This window comes from Duganella sp. P38 (genome assembly GCF_050859475.1).
Classification (GTDB): domain Bacteria; phylum Pseudomonadota; class Gammaproteobacteria; order Burkholderiales; family Burkholderiaceae_D; genus Rugamonas.
This window is the reverse complement of the sequence record NZ_CP193936.1, coordinates 2,857,842-2,873,736: the sequence shown is the minus strand read 5'-3', so window position 1 is coordinate 2,873,736 and position 15,895 is coordinate 2,857,842. Positions and strand designations below refer to the sequence as shown.

Genomic DNA, 15,895 nt, shown 5'->3' with positions numbered 1-15,895 from the left:
CAAGGACAATTTGGCAAGGCAGACGACAGCGCCCTCCCTGCGCGAGCGCGTAATCCTGCTCGCGCTCAACGGCGCGCTGTTCGGCGTCACCTACACGCTGACCAATCTCGCCGCGCAGCAGGCGGACATCACCCGCAACGTGGCGATGGCGTGGGAAACCGGCCTGCCTTTCGTGCCGTGGATGATCGTGCCCTATATGACCTCCGGCCTGCTGTTCGTCCTCAGCTTCCTGCTGGCGCGCGACCGCGTGGCGTTGACGGCGCTGAGCCAGCGCATCGCCTGCGCCACCGTTACCGGCTGCGCGATCTTCGCTGCATGGCCGCTGCGCTTCGCCACGTCCCGGCCCGACGTCGACGCGGCGCTGCCGGCGTGGCTCTACACGCAACTGGCCGCGATGGACCAGCCGTACAACCAGTTGCCATCGCTGCACGTCGCCTATTGCATGATCTTCTGGCCCGCGCTACGCGCCGCACTGCCCGGCGCAACGGCACGCGCGGCGCTCGCCGCGTGGCTGCTGCTGATCGCCGCCAGCACCGTCTTTACGTGGCAGCATCACTTGCTCGATGTCGCCGGCGGCGCGCTGCTTGGCGCTATGACTTTGCGCCTGCTGCCGGCGCAAAACCAGGTGGCGGCGGCCTACGCCCTGCTGGCCGGCCTGGCGCTGCTGGCCTGGCAGCTGGCCGGCGGCATGTGGTGGCTCTACCTCTGCGCCAGCCTGCTGCTGGTGGCCGGCGCCTACCACCGCAACAACCCCGCCTTCCTGCGCAAACGCGGGGGCGGTTACCCATGGTGGATATGGCTCGCTTATGCCCCTTACCTGCTCGGTTACCGCCTTACCTGGCTGCTGGTGCGCTGGCGCGAGCGCCACCGTCCGCCATTCACACAGACCAGCGCCGGGCTATGGGCCGGCCGCCGCCTCACTGTCGCCGAAGCGGCCCACCTGCCGCAAGGCTGCGCCATCATCGACCTCGCCAACGAACTAAACGAAACGCCGACACTGCGCCGCCACGATTACCATCACTTCCCGCTGCTCGACCTGCACACGCCAACCGCGCAAATGGCAGCGCCCATTCTCGCCACCATCCACGGTTACCTCAGCCAGGGCCGCACCGTCTACCTGCACTGCGCGATGGGTTATCGCCGCAGCCGCCAAATCGCTCACCTTTATTCGGAGTACCGGCCGCAATGAGTTTCTCGATCTACCAGTTAAAACCGAAATTCCAGCAACTGCTGCAACCGTTGATGCGCGCGCTGGTGCGCTGCCGCGTCACGCCCAATCAGATCACCGTCGCCACCATGCTGCTGTCCGTGGCGTATGGCCTGGCGCTGGCTTTGCAGCCGCACTGCGCCGGCCTGTGGGCCGGGCTGTCAGCACTTCTGCTGCTGCGCATGGCGCTGAACGCCATTGACGGCATGCTGGCCAACGCCACCGGCCAGAAAACCCGTCTCGGCACACTGCTGAACGAAATCTGCGATCAAGTCTCGGACGCCGCGCTATACCTGCCCTTCGCCCTGGTCGCCGCCATTCATGCACCGCTGGTGGTGCTGGCAGTGATCGCCGCGCTGCTGGCGGAATTCGCCGGCGTGCTGTCGCTGAGCGCCGGCGTGCCGCGCCGCTTCGATGGCCCGATGGGCAAAAGCGACCGCGCCTTCTGGTTCGGTCTTCTCAGCCTGCTGCTCGCCTGCGGCGCCGCCCCACTGCTGCTCAACGCCGTGGTGGCGCTGGTAATGCTGCTGGCGGCGCTGACCACCCTCAACCGGCTGCGCCAGGCGCTACGGGCTTCTGCGCCAGCGACACCGTAAAGATCCCTTTCAGCCCAATGCTGGTGGCCACCTTGCGGCCGCCGGCATGCGCCACCAGGCCATCAATCTCGGCCTGCGGGCGTGGACGCATCTGCCACGGTTTGCCTCGATGGCTGATCAGCGTCAGCGCGATCATGTCCAGCTGCGGATGCCAAGGCTGGCCGGTGTAGATCAGGTAGCCCCCTTCGCGCAACACACTGAAGATGCCCCGCAACGACGCCGCCACCGGCGCATTCTCGCTGAACAGTTCATACAGGCCGGAGACAATGACGATATCGTACTGGCCATCGGCCGCAGTATAGCTATCTGCGCTGAACGCATCGCGCAGCTGATAGTCGACGCTGGCGGTCAGTTGTAGCTCGCCCGCCAGCGTGCGCGCCTGATCCAGATTGTGCTGCGTGAAGTCGCGCAGCGTCACCTCGATATGCTTGTCCTGATAGCGCTTGAGCGTCTCCAGCACATAACGCCCGGAGCCTGCGGCCACGTCCAGGATGCGCAGCGGTGCGCCGCCCTGATGCGCGGCGATGCGCTCGCCCAGCATCTGCTGCAACTGACGCTTACGCAGCCGGATACCGCGCCAGCCCACAGCATCGAGATAGCCGCGGTCCATAATGCCGCCAAAACCCAGGCGGCCGCCGGCCTGATTACGGTACACATAGTCCAGCGATGCGCCGGAATCGAAGCCGTGTTCCAGGCCGATCTTCATGCCATTGCTGACGGCACCCATCGCACCCAGCATCACGCGCTGCATGCCAAACCACGCGCGCGCCAGCGCACCGCAGCTCTGCCCCGCCTGCAGCAACGCGTACTGGCGGGCGCTGTGGCTATCGCTGTCGGCGGCAAGGTAATGCGCGGGCGCCAGCGGCGCGCGGGCGAAGCATTCCTCGACAAACTGGCGGCTCTCTTGCACCGCCACGCTGACATCCTGCTCGTAGAACAGCGCGTGATACGCCTGCGGCAGATGCACATAACGCTTTAGCGGCGACGACAGGCGCGCGAAGAAGGCCCGTTGCGGCCCTTCCTTCACCACATAGTCCTTGCCGGCGGCAAGCATCAGCACGGGCGTATCAATGGCGGCGGCATCCCGGACGATGCGCTGCGCCGTATCGGCCAGGCCAAGCAGCACGCAAGCAGAGATGGCCTTGGCGATCAGCGGATCGGCCGCATATGCGGCAGCCTCCTGCGCCGAATGCGTCAGCATGCCCGGCCGGATATAACTGGTGACGAACAAGTCCGGCTTGAAGCAGCGCGCCAAACGCAGCGCCGGCTTGGCCAGCGGGACGTACAGGTTGATGTCGAAAGCCGCAGCGGCCATGATGACGCCGCGCACGCGCGGCGCGTAGTCGTGCAGCCAGGTGGCGGCGATCACCGCGCCGACGCTGTTGGCCACCACCAGGATATTCTCTGGCGCGATGCCATGCGTGGCGACGATATGCGCGATGAACGTGTCGAAATCCTGCACCAGCGCCTCGAAGCCCGGCGCGTCGCCGCGCTCGCCCGGCGAATGGCCGTGGCCGCGGGCGTCCCAGGCGAACGCCCAGTCCTGTGCAAAGCCGAACTGCTCGACCAGCGGCTGGATGCGTCCGGAGTGCTCATGACCGCGATGCAGGAACACCAGCGCGCGCTGCTGGCCGTCGGCGCGCGGCGCCAGCGGCTGCCAGGCGCGATAGAACAGGCGCACGCCGTCAGTGCAATCGAAGCCGGATTCGCTCATCGTCCAGGCCAGGTGTCGTTCAGCTTTCATGCATCATCCTCAAGAACAGATAAAGTAAGGGGGCGGTCACCACCAGGCTGTCCACGCGGTCGAGTATGCCGCCATGGCCTGGAATGAGCGTGGAAAAATCCTTGACGCCCAGCTTGCGCTTGGCCGCCGAAAACAGCAGGTCGCCACCGAAGCCGCCCAGCGACAGCAGCACCGCCAGCAGCGCCAGCCCTGACGCCGGCGCCAGCCCGAGATAGCCGCCCAGCGCCAGCGACAACAACAGCGTCACCCCCACGCCGCCAGCCAGTCCCTGCCAGGTCTTGTTGGGACTGATGCCGGGCGCGATGCGGTGCCGGCCGAAGAGGCTGCCGCTGATGAATTGCGCCACATCGTTTAGCGCCGTCAGCACATACAAATAGAACAGCCAGCCGAAACGCTGCGCCGGCGGCAGCGGCAATCGCTCGTACAGCGGCAGAAAACTGACGCTTATGCACAACAGCGCCCACAGCGGCCACACCAGCAACGGCGCGCGGCGGCCGAGCGGCAGCAGCTCGCGCAACGCCAGTGCGGCGATCAGCAATGCCAGCAGCCCGGCGCCCAGCGGATGCAGCGCCAGGCTGAGCGTCACCACCGGAAAAATCCACCACCACGCGTAGACCTGCGCCCGCAGCCGGCTTTGCGGCCGCTGGCGGGTGCGCAGCCCGACGCCGACCGACGCCGCGCCCAGCATCAGGTACAGCATGGCCAGCGAGGTGAGAATCTGGCCGCTAATCATCGATGACAACAATGGCATAAACACCTCAGTTATTCTTAAAACAATTGTAGTATGTTTCCTTGAGAAAACCTAGTATAGTAGTAATTAGACATCGGCCCAGCAATTCCGTATGCTGTACAACGCAATACCCAATGCGATAAGCATGGGACTCCTAGACGGTTACTTGTGCGCGATTTTCTTTTCTCACTAGCCGGCGCCGCCATCGCGGCGCTGCTCCTGATGCTGCCGGCCGCCGCCGCGCCAACGCCATGGCAACAGCTGGCGCCCACCATGTTCGAACACCTGGTGCCGGCCGAGCGCGGCTTCCCGAGTCCGATTACCATGGCCATCGCCCAGGACGGCGACGGCTTCATCTGGTTTGGCACGCAGTCCGGCCTGGGCCGCTGGGACGGCTACCGCATGCGCAACTTCTTCTACCAGGCCGACGATCCGCATTCGCTGCCCGGCGACTTCCTGCAAACGCTGCACATCGACCGCCAGGGCCGGCTGTGGGTGGGCACGTCCACCGGCGGCGTCGCCATGTACGACAAGCTCAGCGAAAGCTTTGTGCGCTACCCGGCCGGCCCCAAGGGCCTGCGCAGCGCCTCGGTGTCGGCGCTGGCCAGCGACGACCGCGGCAATATCTGGGTTGGCACCGCCAGCGGGCTGGACTATATCGATCTGGTCAACGGCGGCGCGGTGTCGCATCATCCGCGCGCCGGCACCGCTGCCGGCGGCGGCGCCAGCGAGCAGATTCGCGCGCTGCTGGTCGACCGCAGCGGCCATTTGTGGATCGGCTCGAACGGCGGACTGGCGCGGCGCGACGCCGCCAGCGGCCTGGTCGAGGACCTGCCCTTCGCCAACGGCGGCGCCGACGCCGTGCTGTCGCTGGCCAGCAATAACGCCGGCGAACTTGTGTTCGGCACGCTCAAGAGCGGCGTCGGCGTCGCGCGCGCCGGCGACGCCGCACGCCTCCTGACGCTGGACCAGGTGCGCGACGCCAACACCGCGATGGTGTTGTCGATTACCGAAATCCTGCCCGGCACCTGGTGGGCCGCCACCTACGGCGGCGGCATCATCGAGTTCGACACCGCCGGCCATAGCCGCCGCATCGCCCACCGGCCCGGCATGGCCATCAGCCTCGGCCACGACCGCACGGCCGCCGTCTGGCGCGACCGCAGCGGCCTGGTCTGGGTAGCCAACGAGCGCGGCATCGACATCCACAATCCGTCCAACCGCAACGTCGACACCGTGCTGGACGGCGCAGGCCTCAGCGAAATTTCCGCGATCGCCTTCATGACCGACAGCGGCGGCCGGCTATGGGTGGGGCTGGGCGACCAGGGCATCGACCTGATCGACGCCGACGGCAACCGCAGCGCCGGCCTGCGACCGAACGCCAACCAGCCGGACAGCGCCCTGCCACGGCGCCTGATCCTGGCGCTGGCCGAGGCGGAACCGCAGGAAGCGTGGATCGCCACCGCGCTCGGCCTGTACCACACCAGCGGCAAGGGCACGCGCGTGCGCCGCGTGCCCTTGCCGCTCGATGATCCCTACCCGCGCATCGGCAGCCTGGTGCGCCAGGGCGACGTGCTGTGGCTGGCCGTCCCGGCCGGCCTGATGCGCTACGACACGCGCACCCGCAGCGCCCGCCTCTACGATCAGGGGCCGCCGGGCAGCGGCGCGCTCAGCGACCGCCGCATCAGCGTCATGCGGCTCGGCCCGGACGGCATGCTGTGGATCGGCACACGCAACGGCCTGAACCGCTTCGACCCGGCCACCGGCCAGGCGCGCCAGTTCATTTCGGGCGGCGCCAGCGAGCAGCAGCTGCCGCACAGCCTGATTACCGGCCTGACGTTCGACCAGCAGCAGCGGCTGTGGGTCGGCACCAACAGCGACGGCATCGGCATCCTCGACCATCCGGGCGCCAGCGGCGACGCCCGCTTCCGCAAGCTGCGCATGGCGGAAGGCCTGCCGGCCAACAACATCGCCGCGCTGCATACCGACCATACCGGGCGGGTGTGGGCCTCGACCTCGGACGGCATCGCCGTGATCGACGTCAAGTCGCTGAAGGTGCACACGCTGGACCGCGCCAGCGGCCTGGTGTTCCTGCCCTACTTCGTTGGCGCGGTGGGCGAGACGGCGCGGCGGGAGGTGGTGTTCGGCACATCGGGCGGCTTCGTGGTGGCGCAGCCGGTGCTGCCGCAGTCGTGGCGCCACCAGCCGCCGCTGGTGGTCAGCTCGGTGCGGCTGGACAACCGGGTGGTGCCGGCGGCAACGCTGCTGACGCCGGGCGGACCGCCGCTGGCGGTGCCGCCCGGCACCCGCAAGGTCGAGGTGGAAATCGCCGCGCTGGACTTTTCGGCCAGCCTGCGCAACCGCTACGCCTTCCGCCTGGACGGCTACGACAAGGACTGGGTCGAGGCCGACGCCAGCCATCGCGCCGCCACCTATGCCAACGTGCCACCCGGCACCTATCGCCTGCACATGCGCGGCAGCAACCGCGACGGCGTCTGGAGTCCGCACGAACTGAGCATGGAGATTCAGTTCCTGCCGGCCTGGTATCAAACCTGGTGGGCGCGGCTGGGCGCGGTGCTGGCGGTACTGGCGCTGGCGTGGGGCATGTATCGCTGGCGCGTGCGCAACCTGCAACAGCAGGTGTATTCGCGCACGCTGCACCTGGAGCGCGTGCACGCCATCGTCAAGTCGATCAACGACGAGCTCGATTTCGACGCGCTGCTGCACACCATCCTGCGCGAATCGTCGACGATCGGCGAAGTCAGCGTGGCCTACGCGCTGATCGCGGAAGCGCCGGACGGCCCGCTTGCCCTGCGCGCGGCCTGGGGCCACGACGCGCTGCCGTCGGCCACCAACGGCATGTCGGCCGCCGCCGCGCAGAGCCAGTTTGTCGACGCCGCCACGCTGATCGCGCCGGACATGTTCCTCAAGCAGAGCACCATGCTGGCGGTGCGCATCCGCGTCGAGCAGCAGGTGCAGGGCTATCTGGTGTTCAAGCAGAATACGCCGTTCGCGCGCCGCGACCTGGATATGTTCAAGGCATTGAAGGAGCCCTTCGTGTCGGCCTTCCAGAAGGCCAGCGCCATCCGCGCGATTCAGCAGGCGCGCGCCGACGCCGAGGCGTCCACCCGCGCCAAGAGCGAGTTCCTGGCCAACATCAGCCACGAGATCCGCACGCCGATGAACGCGATCCTCGGCTTTGCCGGGCTGGGCACGCATCTCGACCTGCCGGCCAAGCCGCGCGATTACTTCACCAAGATCGGCCGCGCGGGCCAGAACCTGCTGAGCATCATCGACGATGTGCTGGACTTCGCCAAGATCGAATCGGGCAAGCTGGAACTGGAGGAAGTGCCGTTCGATCTGGGTGAGACGCTGGCGCAGATCACCGATCTGTTCTCGTGGCGCGCGGCCGAAAAAGGCCTGGAGCTGCTGGCCTGGGCGACGCCGCCGGTGCCGATGCGGCTGATTGGCGATCCGCTGCGGCTGAATCAGGTGCTGGTCAATCTGGTCGGCAATGCGCTGAAATTTACCGCCGCCGGATATATCGGCCTGCGGGTCGAGCTGGTAGACGATGGCGCGCCGGTGCGGCTGCGCTTTGTCGTCGAGGATAGCGGCGTCGGCATCAGCGAGGAGCAGCAGGCGCGCCTGTTCCGGGCGTTCTCGCAGGCTGACGCCAGTACTACGCGCCTGTATGGCGGCACCGGGCTGGGCCTGGCGATTTCGCAGCAGCTGGTGCAGGCGATGGGTGGCCAGATCGGCATCGACAGCAAGCAGGGCGAAGGCAGCCGCTTCTATTTCGAGCTAGCCTTGCAGCGCCAGCCGGGAATGCAGACGGCGCCGGCGCCCTTGCCTGCCGAGGCCGCCGGCAAGCGCATTCTGGTGGTCGACGATAGCGCCTTGGTGCGCGAGATGCTGGGCTGCCAGTTGGGCAGCCTGGGCTTTGACGTGCACACGGTGGCGGGCAGCGCCGAGGCGCGGGACTACCTGGCCGCCGAGCCTGTCGACCTGGTGCTGCTGGATGGCGACCTGCCGCCGCCGGACGCCAGCGTGCCGGTGGTGCTGATGGTGACGGAGTTTGCGCGCGGTTCCGGCGCCGGGCCGGCTGGGCTGGATGATGTGGCCGGTACGCTGGTCAAGCCCGTGCATCCGCCGCAGCTGCTGGAGGCGGTGCTGGTTGGCTTGGGGCTGGCGGCGCCGGCGCGGCCCGAGGCGGCCACGTCGGCAGCGTTGTCGGAGGCGGCGCAGCGCATTGCCGGGGCGCGGGTGCTGGTGGTGGACGACAATGTAATCAATCAGCAGGTGGCGCGCGAGGTGCTGCTGCGCGCCGGCGTGCAGGCGGACCTGGCCGGCAGCGGCACCGAGGCGTTGCAGATGGTGGACGCGGTGGCGTACGACGCGGTGCTGATGGATATTCAGATGCCGGGCATGGATGGCTACGAGGCGACGGCGCGCATCCGCGCCCGGGCGCAGCACGCGCAGTTGCCGCTGATCGCCATGACGGCGCACGCGGTGGCGGGCTTCCGCGAAAGCAGCCTGGGCATGGGCATGAATGACTACGTGACCAAGCCGATCGATCCCGAGCGGCTGTTTACCGTGCTGGCCGGCCAATTGCGGCGCCCGCCGCAGCCCGCGGCGGACGCCGCGACAGCGACAGCGACAGGCGCAGACGCCGCGAACCCGGCGTCCGCAGCCGCAGGCATCGCAGCCATCGATACGCTGCCGGGCATGGACATGGAAGCTGCGCTCGAACGGCTGGGCGGCAATCGCAAGCTGCTGGAGGTTCTGCTGAAGCGCTTTGTCACCGACTTCGAGGCCAGCCCGGAGTTGCTGCTGGCCGCACTCGACCACGGCGCCTACGGGCAGGCGGCGCTGCTGGTGCACAAGGTGCGCGGCGCCGCCGGCAACCTTTCGATGACCGAGCTGCACCACACCGCCACCGAACTCGAACAACGGCTATCGGCCGCGCCCGACACTCCGCTGGACGACGCCCTGGCCGCCTACGCCGCCGCGCTTGAAACCGTGCTCGATGCGCTGCGCCCGCTGCAAGACAGCACTCACAGCGCGTCCGTCTCGCCGTAGCGCAGCTCCACCATGGTGCGCTCGCCGCTGGCCGCCGGCCCGCAGCCGCACATCGCCACCACCGCGTGCCGCAAGTGATCCAGCCCGAGCGTCTTCTCGATATCGGCGTCGTTGATGGCCGCCGTAATAAATGCCGGCAAGCCCGCCTCCGTGGCCAGCAGGTAGAAGGTCTGCGACAAATGCCCGGCGTCCAGCGCCAACGCCCGATACGCTTTCTGGTGATTGCGATACTTCCAGAAACTGCGCTCCATGCGCGCCACCAGCACCACCTGCAACGGCGCCGTCGACAGCCAGTGCTGATCGGCCAACATGAACCGCGCCAGCTGCGCCGCCGCCTCGGCATCGAGCGCGCGCAGCGGCCGCAGTTCATGCGCCACCGGATGGTAGTGATACAGCCCCGGCGCCACGCCCTCGACCCGCTGCACCAGCACGAACGCCTCGATCGGATGCAGTCCGCCGCCGGACGGACTGGTTTTCTTCAGCACCGACGAATGCGGCCCGACGCGCCGCACCTCCTGCGCGCCGAACGTGCGCTGCAACAGCCGCGCCGCCACGTCCAGCGGCACGCTGGCCTGCGTATCAAAATTGCGGCCCGTGTAGCGTTGCAGCAGTTGCTCGTCCATGCGGCCGGCCGCCGCGGCAGGCAGTTTGACGGCGTCGCCCTCGCCCAGGTCGAACGTCGGCGGCGGCGGTTCGCCATAGCGATCCAGCAGCGCCTGGAAGCTCGGCGCCTCCATGCCGGTTTCCTCGGTCACGCCGCGCCAGCGGCCAAAGGTATGCGCCAGCGCCGACAACGGCCGCCAGTGGGTGGCGCGCAGGGTGTCGTCGCGCTCGCGCTGGACGGCGTACTGCGGCGTGTCGCCGATCAGCAGCCCCTGCTCCAGCAGGCCGGCAATGCAGGCCTCGCCAAAGCGCTGCTCGGCGGCGCTGCGCTCGCTCCATACCGTCTGGCTCAAGCCGCCGAGCGCGGCCAGCTGTTCGGCATCGATGGTCAGCTCGGCATCCAGATGCGGCGCCAGCGCCACCCAGTGCGATTTTGCGGCCAGGGCCGCGCCGCCGGACAACACGACTTTCCAATCAATAGCGAGTTCTTCGCGGGGTTCGATGTATAAAACGGCGCAGCGGCGTAGCTTCATGGGCGTTCCTCTGGACTAGACGGTGGATGAACACCAGTCTAGCGCACGCCTTGGCAACTTGGGTAGTTTGTCGTAGCATGAAAGCGGGGCGCCACGTCCGTGCGCGCTCATTCATCCTTCTTTATAAGGGCTAGAACCATGATGCAATCCGTCAAAGAACTCAGCTCCATCCTCGATAAACTGGCCAGCGACGACGTGTTCCGCGCACAGCTGGTCAACGATCCGGTCAAGGCGCTGGCCAGCGTCGGCATCACCCTGTCGCCGGAAGATGTGCCGGAAGAAGTCAGCCTGCCATCGAAGGCGGAAATCGCCTCCGACCGCAGCGAACTGCTGAACCAGCTGGAAAGCACCGGCACCATGGTGCCGTTCCTGCTGTCCGGCATAATGGCCGCCGCTTAAGCCGGCGCGTCGCCTCAGTTGATCGTGATCGGCAGGTCGCGGCCACGGTCAGCTGCGTTACCGGCAAAGTCCTCCGCCGTGATGCGGAGGATGTAATTGCCGGGTCCCAGCTCCCCCACTTTCCAGCCGCCCGGCGTCAGCTTGCCGTTGAGCAGACGGTTATTGATAGCGTAGGCAAAGCGCGTCTCGCTGGCGCCGTGCACGGTAATGCCGCTGCTGGCGGCATAGGCCAACTTGACGGCGTCGCGGTTGCGCGGCAGGCGGTCGTACTTCTGCGTAATGATCGGCTCGGTCATGCCGGGGATGATTTCGCCATCCTGATTCAGCAGTTGATAGCCCAGCTTGTACAGGCCGAGACGGCGGCGCGCCTGGTTGCCATCGATCTGGTCGCTGGCGTCAACGACGATCTGCACCTGGCCCAGGCGACGCTGGATCAGCAGGCGGCCGTCGCGCTGCTCGGTGAGCGGCGTGCCCTTGTCGTCCACCACGGCGATGCGGTGGATTTGCGGCCGTATCGTATCCTCGAACTCCTTGAACGGTAGCCGCAGCGGATTCAGCGCGCCGCCATTCGGCTTGTATTCCAGATGCACATGGGCCATGCGGTTGACCGTGCCCAGCGTCTCGCCGACCACGAAACGGGTGCCGCGCTTGATGCGCACCGCCTCCGGCGCCCCTTGCCGTTGCGCGCCACCAGGAAGCGCGGATCGTTGAGCGGCTTGTCGCGCGCATCGCGGCCGACACGCATGTGCACATAATGCATGCCGTCCAGCGCCAGTCCTTCCGACAACTCGCCATAGCCCCAGCTGGCGCGCGGATCGCTGACCTTGCCCGGCGCAATCGCCAGCACCGGCGTGCCGATGGCGGCCTGCACGTCCATGCCGGCGTGGAAATGGTCGCGGCTCTCGCCCTTGAAATCGCCGCGCACCTCGCCCAGCAGGCCGACCACCTCGTGCGGCTTGTCCTGCGGCTTGACCGGCCACGGCATCGTCGCGCTGTGCGACGGCGGCCCCGGCTGCGGCTCGTCGGCCACCGGTTCGGCGTCCGCGCTGACCTGCGCGATGTGATGCAAGCGGAACGTGGATGCATCGGTCACAAACAACGAGCCGTCCTTGTAGACGGCAATGCCGCGTGGCGAATACAGCCGCACGCTGCCGTCCGAACCATAACCCGGTTGCGCAAGATGGTCGACATCCTGCAATACCACCACCTCGCCCTGCGGCGTGATCTGCGCCACGCGGCCGTGCGCGGTGCTGGCGATGTAGATGAAACCATCCCTGGTCAGCGCCAGGCCCACGGGCGAGCGCAGCGGCGAGTCGCGCTCGTCGTCGCTGGCGGCAGCGACGGTGCTGACCGTGCCATCCGTGGCCAGCTTGCGCACCGCGTGGTTCGCCGTGTCGGCGATGAACAGCTCGCCGCTGGCGTTGACCGCGATGCCGGTCGGCGTGTCGAACAGCGCCTGTGCGGCCGGCCCATCGGCCAGGCCGGCGCGCTTGCCGCCGGCAATGGTGGTGACAGTGCCGTCGGCCGCGATGCGGCGGATGCGGTCGTTGTAGGTGTCGGTCACGTAGACCACGCCGGCGCCATCGACCGCCACGCCGACCGGGCCATTGAACTGTGCACTGGCGCCCTTGCCGTCCCTGTCGCCTGGCAGGCCGTCGCCGGCCAGCGTCGACACCACACCTTGCGGCGTGATCTTGCGGATCGCGTTGTTGCCGGTGTCGGCCACGTACAGGTTGCCGGCTACGTCCACCGCGATGCCCGATGGCGTGTTGAACGCGGCCGCCGTGCCGGCGCCCTCTGCATAGCCCTCGGTGCCGCCGGCCAGCGTCGAGGTGACGCCGTTCATGTCGATCTTGCGGATGATGTTGTTGTCGCCGCCGTCGGTGACAAACAGGTTGCCGTGCTGGTCGAGCGCCACGCCGAACGGATCGGCAAAGCGCGTGCGCTTGGGATTGCCGTTGCTGCCGCCCGGCAGGCCATCGCCGGCCATGGTGGTAACGCGCGCATGCCACTTGACCGGCGTGCCCTGCGAGGCCGCAGGCTGGGCGCCGTCGGCCTTAGGCGCGGCTGGCTGCACCAGCATGTAAGCGACGCCGCCGCCGAGCGCCGCGCCGCCAAGCGCCAGCGCCGCCAGAATGATTTTGAATTGAGTTGGAGACACTTGCCTGAACCTGAACGTTGACTTCCGGAAAGTTTAACCGAAGCGCCAAGCCACAGGCAAAAAAAGCCCGCTCAGGGAGCGGGCTGAAGTCTATTTCCTTGGAGGGAGAATAGAGGAGACAAGTAGAAGTATGCTGCGTCGCCGCATATCAGTCCAATTTATCTTCCCAATATCAGTAATTCACCAATCGCATAGCCTTACTTGCTGTCGGCGGCGTAAGGCAACACGCGCGAGGCCATGCGGGTGTCGGTTTTCAGCACGCCCACTTCGTCGGACATGATGTGCACCGCTTCATTCAGCAGCACATCCTTGGCGGCCTTGGCCTGCTTTTCCGCTTCCAGCTCGGCGGCCAGCGAGCGCTCCGAGCCTTGCAGGCCGTCGTCGCTGCGCAGCGCGCCCTTGACGCCCGCCACCTTGGCCTTGGCGCCCGGCTTGGCCGAGGCCGAGATCGCCTTGTTCAGCGCCTCTTTCGGGTCCGGCACCAGGATAGGATCGTCGGCGCCCGGCGTCGGCGACAGCAGGCGCGCTTCACGCAGCTTGGCGCGCGCTTCCTGCTGGTCGCGTTCCTTGCGGCGCACCGACTCGTTCAGCGACACCGAGTTTTCCTTGCGCTGCTTCTTCACCAGCGCGATGTCCTCGGCCAGGTACTGGAAGTCCTTGTCCTTGGCCACGCGGGCGTCGTGCTTTTTGTCCAGCACCGGCAGGATGTCCTTGATCTCGCCGGCCGGAATGTAGACCGCCGGCTTGATCTGCGTCCACGGCAAGGCGTTCTCGTAACTCGACTCGCCGTACTGGTCGGAGTCGCCCATGGTCGGCAGCTTGATGTCGGGCGTGACGCCGCGCAGCTGCGTGGTGCCGCCATTGATGCGGAAGAACTGCGCGACCGTGTACTTCAGCTCGCCGTAACGGGTCTTCTCGCCCGGCGCGAAGCGGTTCAGGTCGAACAGCGTCTGCACCGTGCCCTTGCCGAAGCTCGGCTCGCCGATGATGATGCCACGGCCGTAATCCTGGATGGCCGCCGCGAAAATCTCCGAGGCCGAGGCCGAGCCGCGGTTGATCAGCACGCCCATCGGGCCGTCCCAGGCCATGCCCGGATCGGTGTCGCTTTCCACCTCGACCTTGTTGTCGCCGGTGCGCTGCATCACCACCGGGCCTTTGTCGATGAACAGGCCGGTCAGCTCGACCGCCTCGCTCAGCGAACCGCCGCCGTTGTTGCGCAGGTCGATCAGCACGTTGTCGACCTTGTCCTTCTTGAGCTCGCCCAGCAGGCGCTTGACGTCGCGCGTGGCGCTCTTGAAGTCCTTGTCGCCCTTGCGGCGCGCCTCGAAGTCCATGTAGAAGGTCGGCAGCGAGATCACGCCGACGCGGCGCTTGGCGTTGCCATCCTTGACTTCATAGATGGCCTTCTTGGCGGACTGCTCTTCCATGCTGATCTTCTGGCGCACCAGCGTGACGAACTGGTGCTTGCCGTCCGGGCCGGCGTCGGCCGGAATGATTTCCAGCTTGACGGTCGAATCCTTCGGCCCGCGGATCAGCGCCACCACGTCGTCCAGGCGCCAGCCCAGCACTTCGGTGATCGGGGTTTTCTCGTCCTTGGCGACGCCGACGATCTTGTCGCCGACCTTGATCTTGCCGGACAGGCCGGCCGGGCTGCCGGTCACGACCTCGCGCACCACGGTGTAATCGTCGCGCGACTGCAGCACGCAGCCGATGCCTTCCAGCGACAGGCGCATGGCGATGTCGAAGTTCTCGGCGGCGCGCGGCCCCAGGTAGTTGGTGTGCGGCTCGATCGACATCGCGTAGGCGTTCATGAAGATCTGGAACACGTCCTCGCTGGTCAGCTTGCGCGACGGGCTGAGGTAGCCTTCGTAGCGCTTGTCCAGCGTTTCGCGGATCGACTTGTCGTCCTTGCCGGCCAGCTTCAGGCGCAGCCACTCGTTCTTGACGCGTTTGCGCCACAGTTCCTTGACCTCGGCGTCGCTCTTGGCCCACTCGGCCTTTTCGCGGTCGTACTGGTAGGTTTCGTCGGAGGTGAATTCAAACTTGCCCTGCTTGACCAGTTCGCGCGCATAGGCGATGCGCTCGTTGAAGCGCTGCTGGTACAGATTGAAGATGGCGAACGGAACGCTCAGGTTCTCGTTGTTGATGGCGTCATCCAGCCGCGTGCGCACGATGGAGTACTGATCGATATCGGCCTGCGTGAAGAACATTTTCTCCGCGTCCAGCGACTTGAAATAGCGGTCGAAGATCTTCTCCGACATCGCATCGTCCAGCGGCAGCGGCTTGTAGTGCCCTTTGCTCAGGACCACGGAGGTAAAGCGGGCTGCCATGGTCTGGCCCGGCAGCGGCTTGAGAGGGGTGTCGGCCGCTTTCTCCGGCGCGGCGATACCGGCCTGAACTGACAGGGCCGTCATGATGGCCACCAACAGCATTTGCTTCTTCATCGGCTTACTCCGAAACATATTATTAATCGATAGTGTTGCGTAAATGGCGCAATCCCATTCTACAGGATAGGCGTCGCCCTACGGGGCTGGTATTTCAGAGTTTCGCCGCCTAAGCTTAAACATGGCTGAAACGAAACACTTTCCCCGTCATTCCCGCGCAGGCGGGAATCCAAGCTGAGCGGGCTACTACGCGGTCCATGGATTCCCGCCTGCGCGGGAATGACGTTTCGCCCCGTTTCACTACGGGAAAATACTTACCAAGATGCAATTTTTTACACAAGTCATTGTTTTATAAATAGAATTTCTTCAGAAAATTCTCCACTTTCATTGCCAGGCAGAAAAAATCTGCTATCATTCTGATCTTAGTTTCATGTTGACGGCCCGCCAAGGCAGCACTTACGG

At 66.4% G+C, this 15,895-nt stretch carries 10 protein-coding genes; 4 read left to right on the top strand and 6 right to left on the bottom strand.

Features of this window, described 5'->3' with window-relative positions; genetic code table 11:
• Positions 1-10: 10 nt before the first annotated feature.
• The gene (locus ACRQ5J_RS13345) at positions 11-1,189 is read left to right on the top strand and encodes a phosphatase PAP2 family protein (RefSeq protein ID WP_432377407.1); all 1,179 of its coding nucleotides are present in this window, start codon (positions 11-13) and stop codon (positions 1,187-1,189) included.
• A complete protein-coding gene (locus tag ACRQ5J_RS13340) occupies positions 1,186-1,803 on the top strand; it encodes a CDP-alcohol phosphatidyltransferase family protein (protein ID WP_432377406.1) in 618 nt (205 codons plus the stop codon). Before ACRQ5J_RS13345 ends, ACRQ5J_RS13340 begins: the two co-directional genes overlap by 4 nt.
• Here the strand turns inward: ACRQ5J_RS13340 and ACRQ5J_RS13335 are convergent.
• Positions 1,754-3,547, bottom strand: a complete 1,794-nt coding sequence (locus tag ACRQ5J_RS13335) for a bifunctional alpha/beta hydrolase/class I SAM-dependent methyltransferase (protein ID WP_432377405.1) — start codon at positions 3,545-3,547, stop codon at positions 1,754-1,756. The two genes, ACRQ5J_RS13340 and ACRQ5J_RS13335, sit on opposite strands and share 50 nt — an antisense overlap.
• Positions 3,537-4,298 (bottom strand): phosphatidate cytidylyltransferase, encoded by a 762-nt coding sequence (locus ACRQ5J_RS13330; RefSeq protein WP_432377404.1) that lies wholly within the window; start codon positions 4,296-4,298, stop codon positions 3,537-3,539. Before ACRQ5J_RS13330 ends, ACRQ5J_RS13335 begins: the two co-directional genes overlap by 11 nt.
• A 147-nt stretch (positions 4,299-4,445) precedes the next feature.
• Here ACRQ5J_RS13330 and ACRQ5J_RS13325 point away from each other — a divergent pair, with 147 nt between their 5' ends.
• A complete protein-coding gene (locus ACRQ5J_RS13325; RefSeq protein ID WP_432377403.1) occupies positions 4,446-9,353 on the top strand; it encodes a response regulator in 4,908 nt (1,635 codons plus the stop codon).
• On the opposite strand, the gene ACRQ5J_RS13320 is transcribed toward ACRQ5J_RS13325, so the two are convergent.
• A complete protein-coding gene (locus ACRQ5J_RS13320) occupies positions 9,329-10,489 on the bottom strand; it encodes a putative peptide maturation dehydrogenase (RefSeq protein ID WP_432377402.1) in 1,161 nt (386 codons plus the stop codon). The genes ACRQ5J_RS13325 and ACRQ5J_RS13320 overlap by 25 nt on opposite strands.
• A 138-nt stretch (positions 10,490-10,627) precedes the next feature.
• Between ACRQ5J_RS13320 and ACRQ5J_RS13315 the strand changes: the two genes are divergently transcribed.
• Positions 10,628-10,888, top strand: a complete 261-nt coding sequence (locus ACRQ5J_RS13315; protein ID WP_432377401.1) for an NHLP-related RiPP peptide — start codon at positions 10,628-10,630, stop codon at positions 10,886-10,888.
• Positions 10,889-10,902: 14 nt separating this feature from the next.
• Here ACRQ5J_RS13315 and ACRQ5J_RS13310 read toward each other — a convergent pair whose 3' ends face one another.
• From ACRQ5J_RS13310 to ACRQ5J_RS13300, 3 genes are all read right to left on the bottom strand, one after another.
• The gene (locus ACRQ5J_RS13310) at positions 10,903-11,547 is read right to left on the bottom strand and encodes a hypothetical protein (protein WP_432377400.1); all 645 of its coding nucleotides are present in this window, start codon (positions 11,545-11,547) and stop codon (positions 10,903-10,905) included.
• Positions 11,442-13,049, bottom strand: coding sequence for a hypothetical protein (locus tag ACRQ5J_RS13305; protein ID WP_432377399.1), 1,608 nt, complete (start codon positions 13,047-13,049; stop codon positions 11,442-11,444). Before ACRQ5J_RS13305 ends, ACRQ5J_RS13310 begins: the two co-directional genes overlap by 106 nt.
• A 197-nt stretch (positions 13,050-13,246) precedes the next feature.
• Positions 13,247-15,493, bottom strand: coding sequence for a carboxy terminal-processing peptidase (locus ACRQ5J_RS13300; RefSeq protein ID WP_432377398.1), 2,247 nt, complete (start codon positions 15,491-15,493; stop codon positions 13,247-13,249).
• Between the last annotated feature and the right edge of the window lie 402 nt (positions 15,494-15,895).

What these genes read in the sequence shown, in the direction of transcription:
- ACRQ5J_RS13340 (WP_432377406.1), top strand. Translation starts at nt 1,186, where the DNA reads ATGAGTTTCTCGATCTACCAGTTAAAACCGAAATTCCAGCAACTGCTG.
- ACRQ5J_RS13335 (WP_432377405.1), bottom strand. Translation starts at nt 3,547, where the DNA reads ATGAAAGCTGAACGACACCTGGCCTGGACGATGAGCGAATCCGGCTTC.
- ACRQ5J_RS13330 (WP_432377404.1), bottom strand. Translation starts at nt 4,298, where the DNA reads ATGCCATTGTTGTCATCGATGATTAGCGGCCAGATTCTCACCTCGCTG.
- ACRQ5J_RS13320 (WP_432377402.1), bottom strand. Translation starts at nt 10,489, where the DNA reads ATGAAGCTACGCCGCTGCGCCGTTTTATACATCGAACCCCGCGAAGAA.
- ACRQ5J_RS13315 (WP_432377401.1), top strand. Translation starts at nt 10,628, where the DNA reads ATGATGCAATCCGTCAAAGAACTCAGCTCCATCCTCGATAAACTGGCC.
- ACRQ5J_RS13300 (WP_432377398.1), bottom strand. Translation starts at nt 15,493, where the DNA reads ATGAAGAAGCAAATGCTGTTGGTGGCCATCATGACGGCCCTGTCAGTT.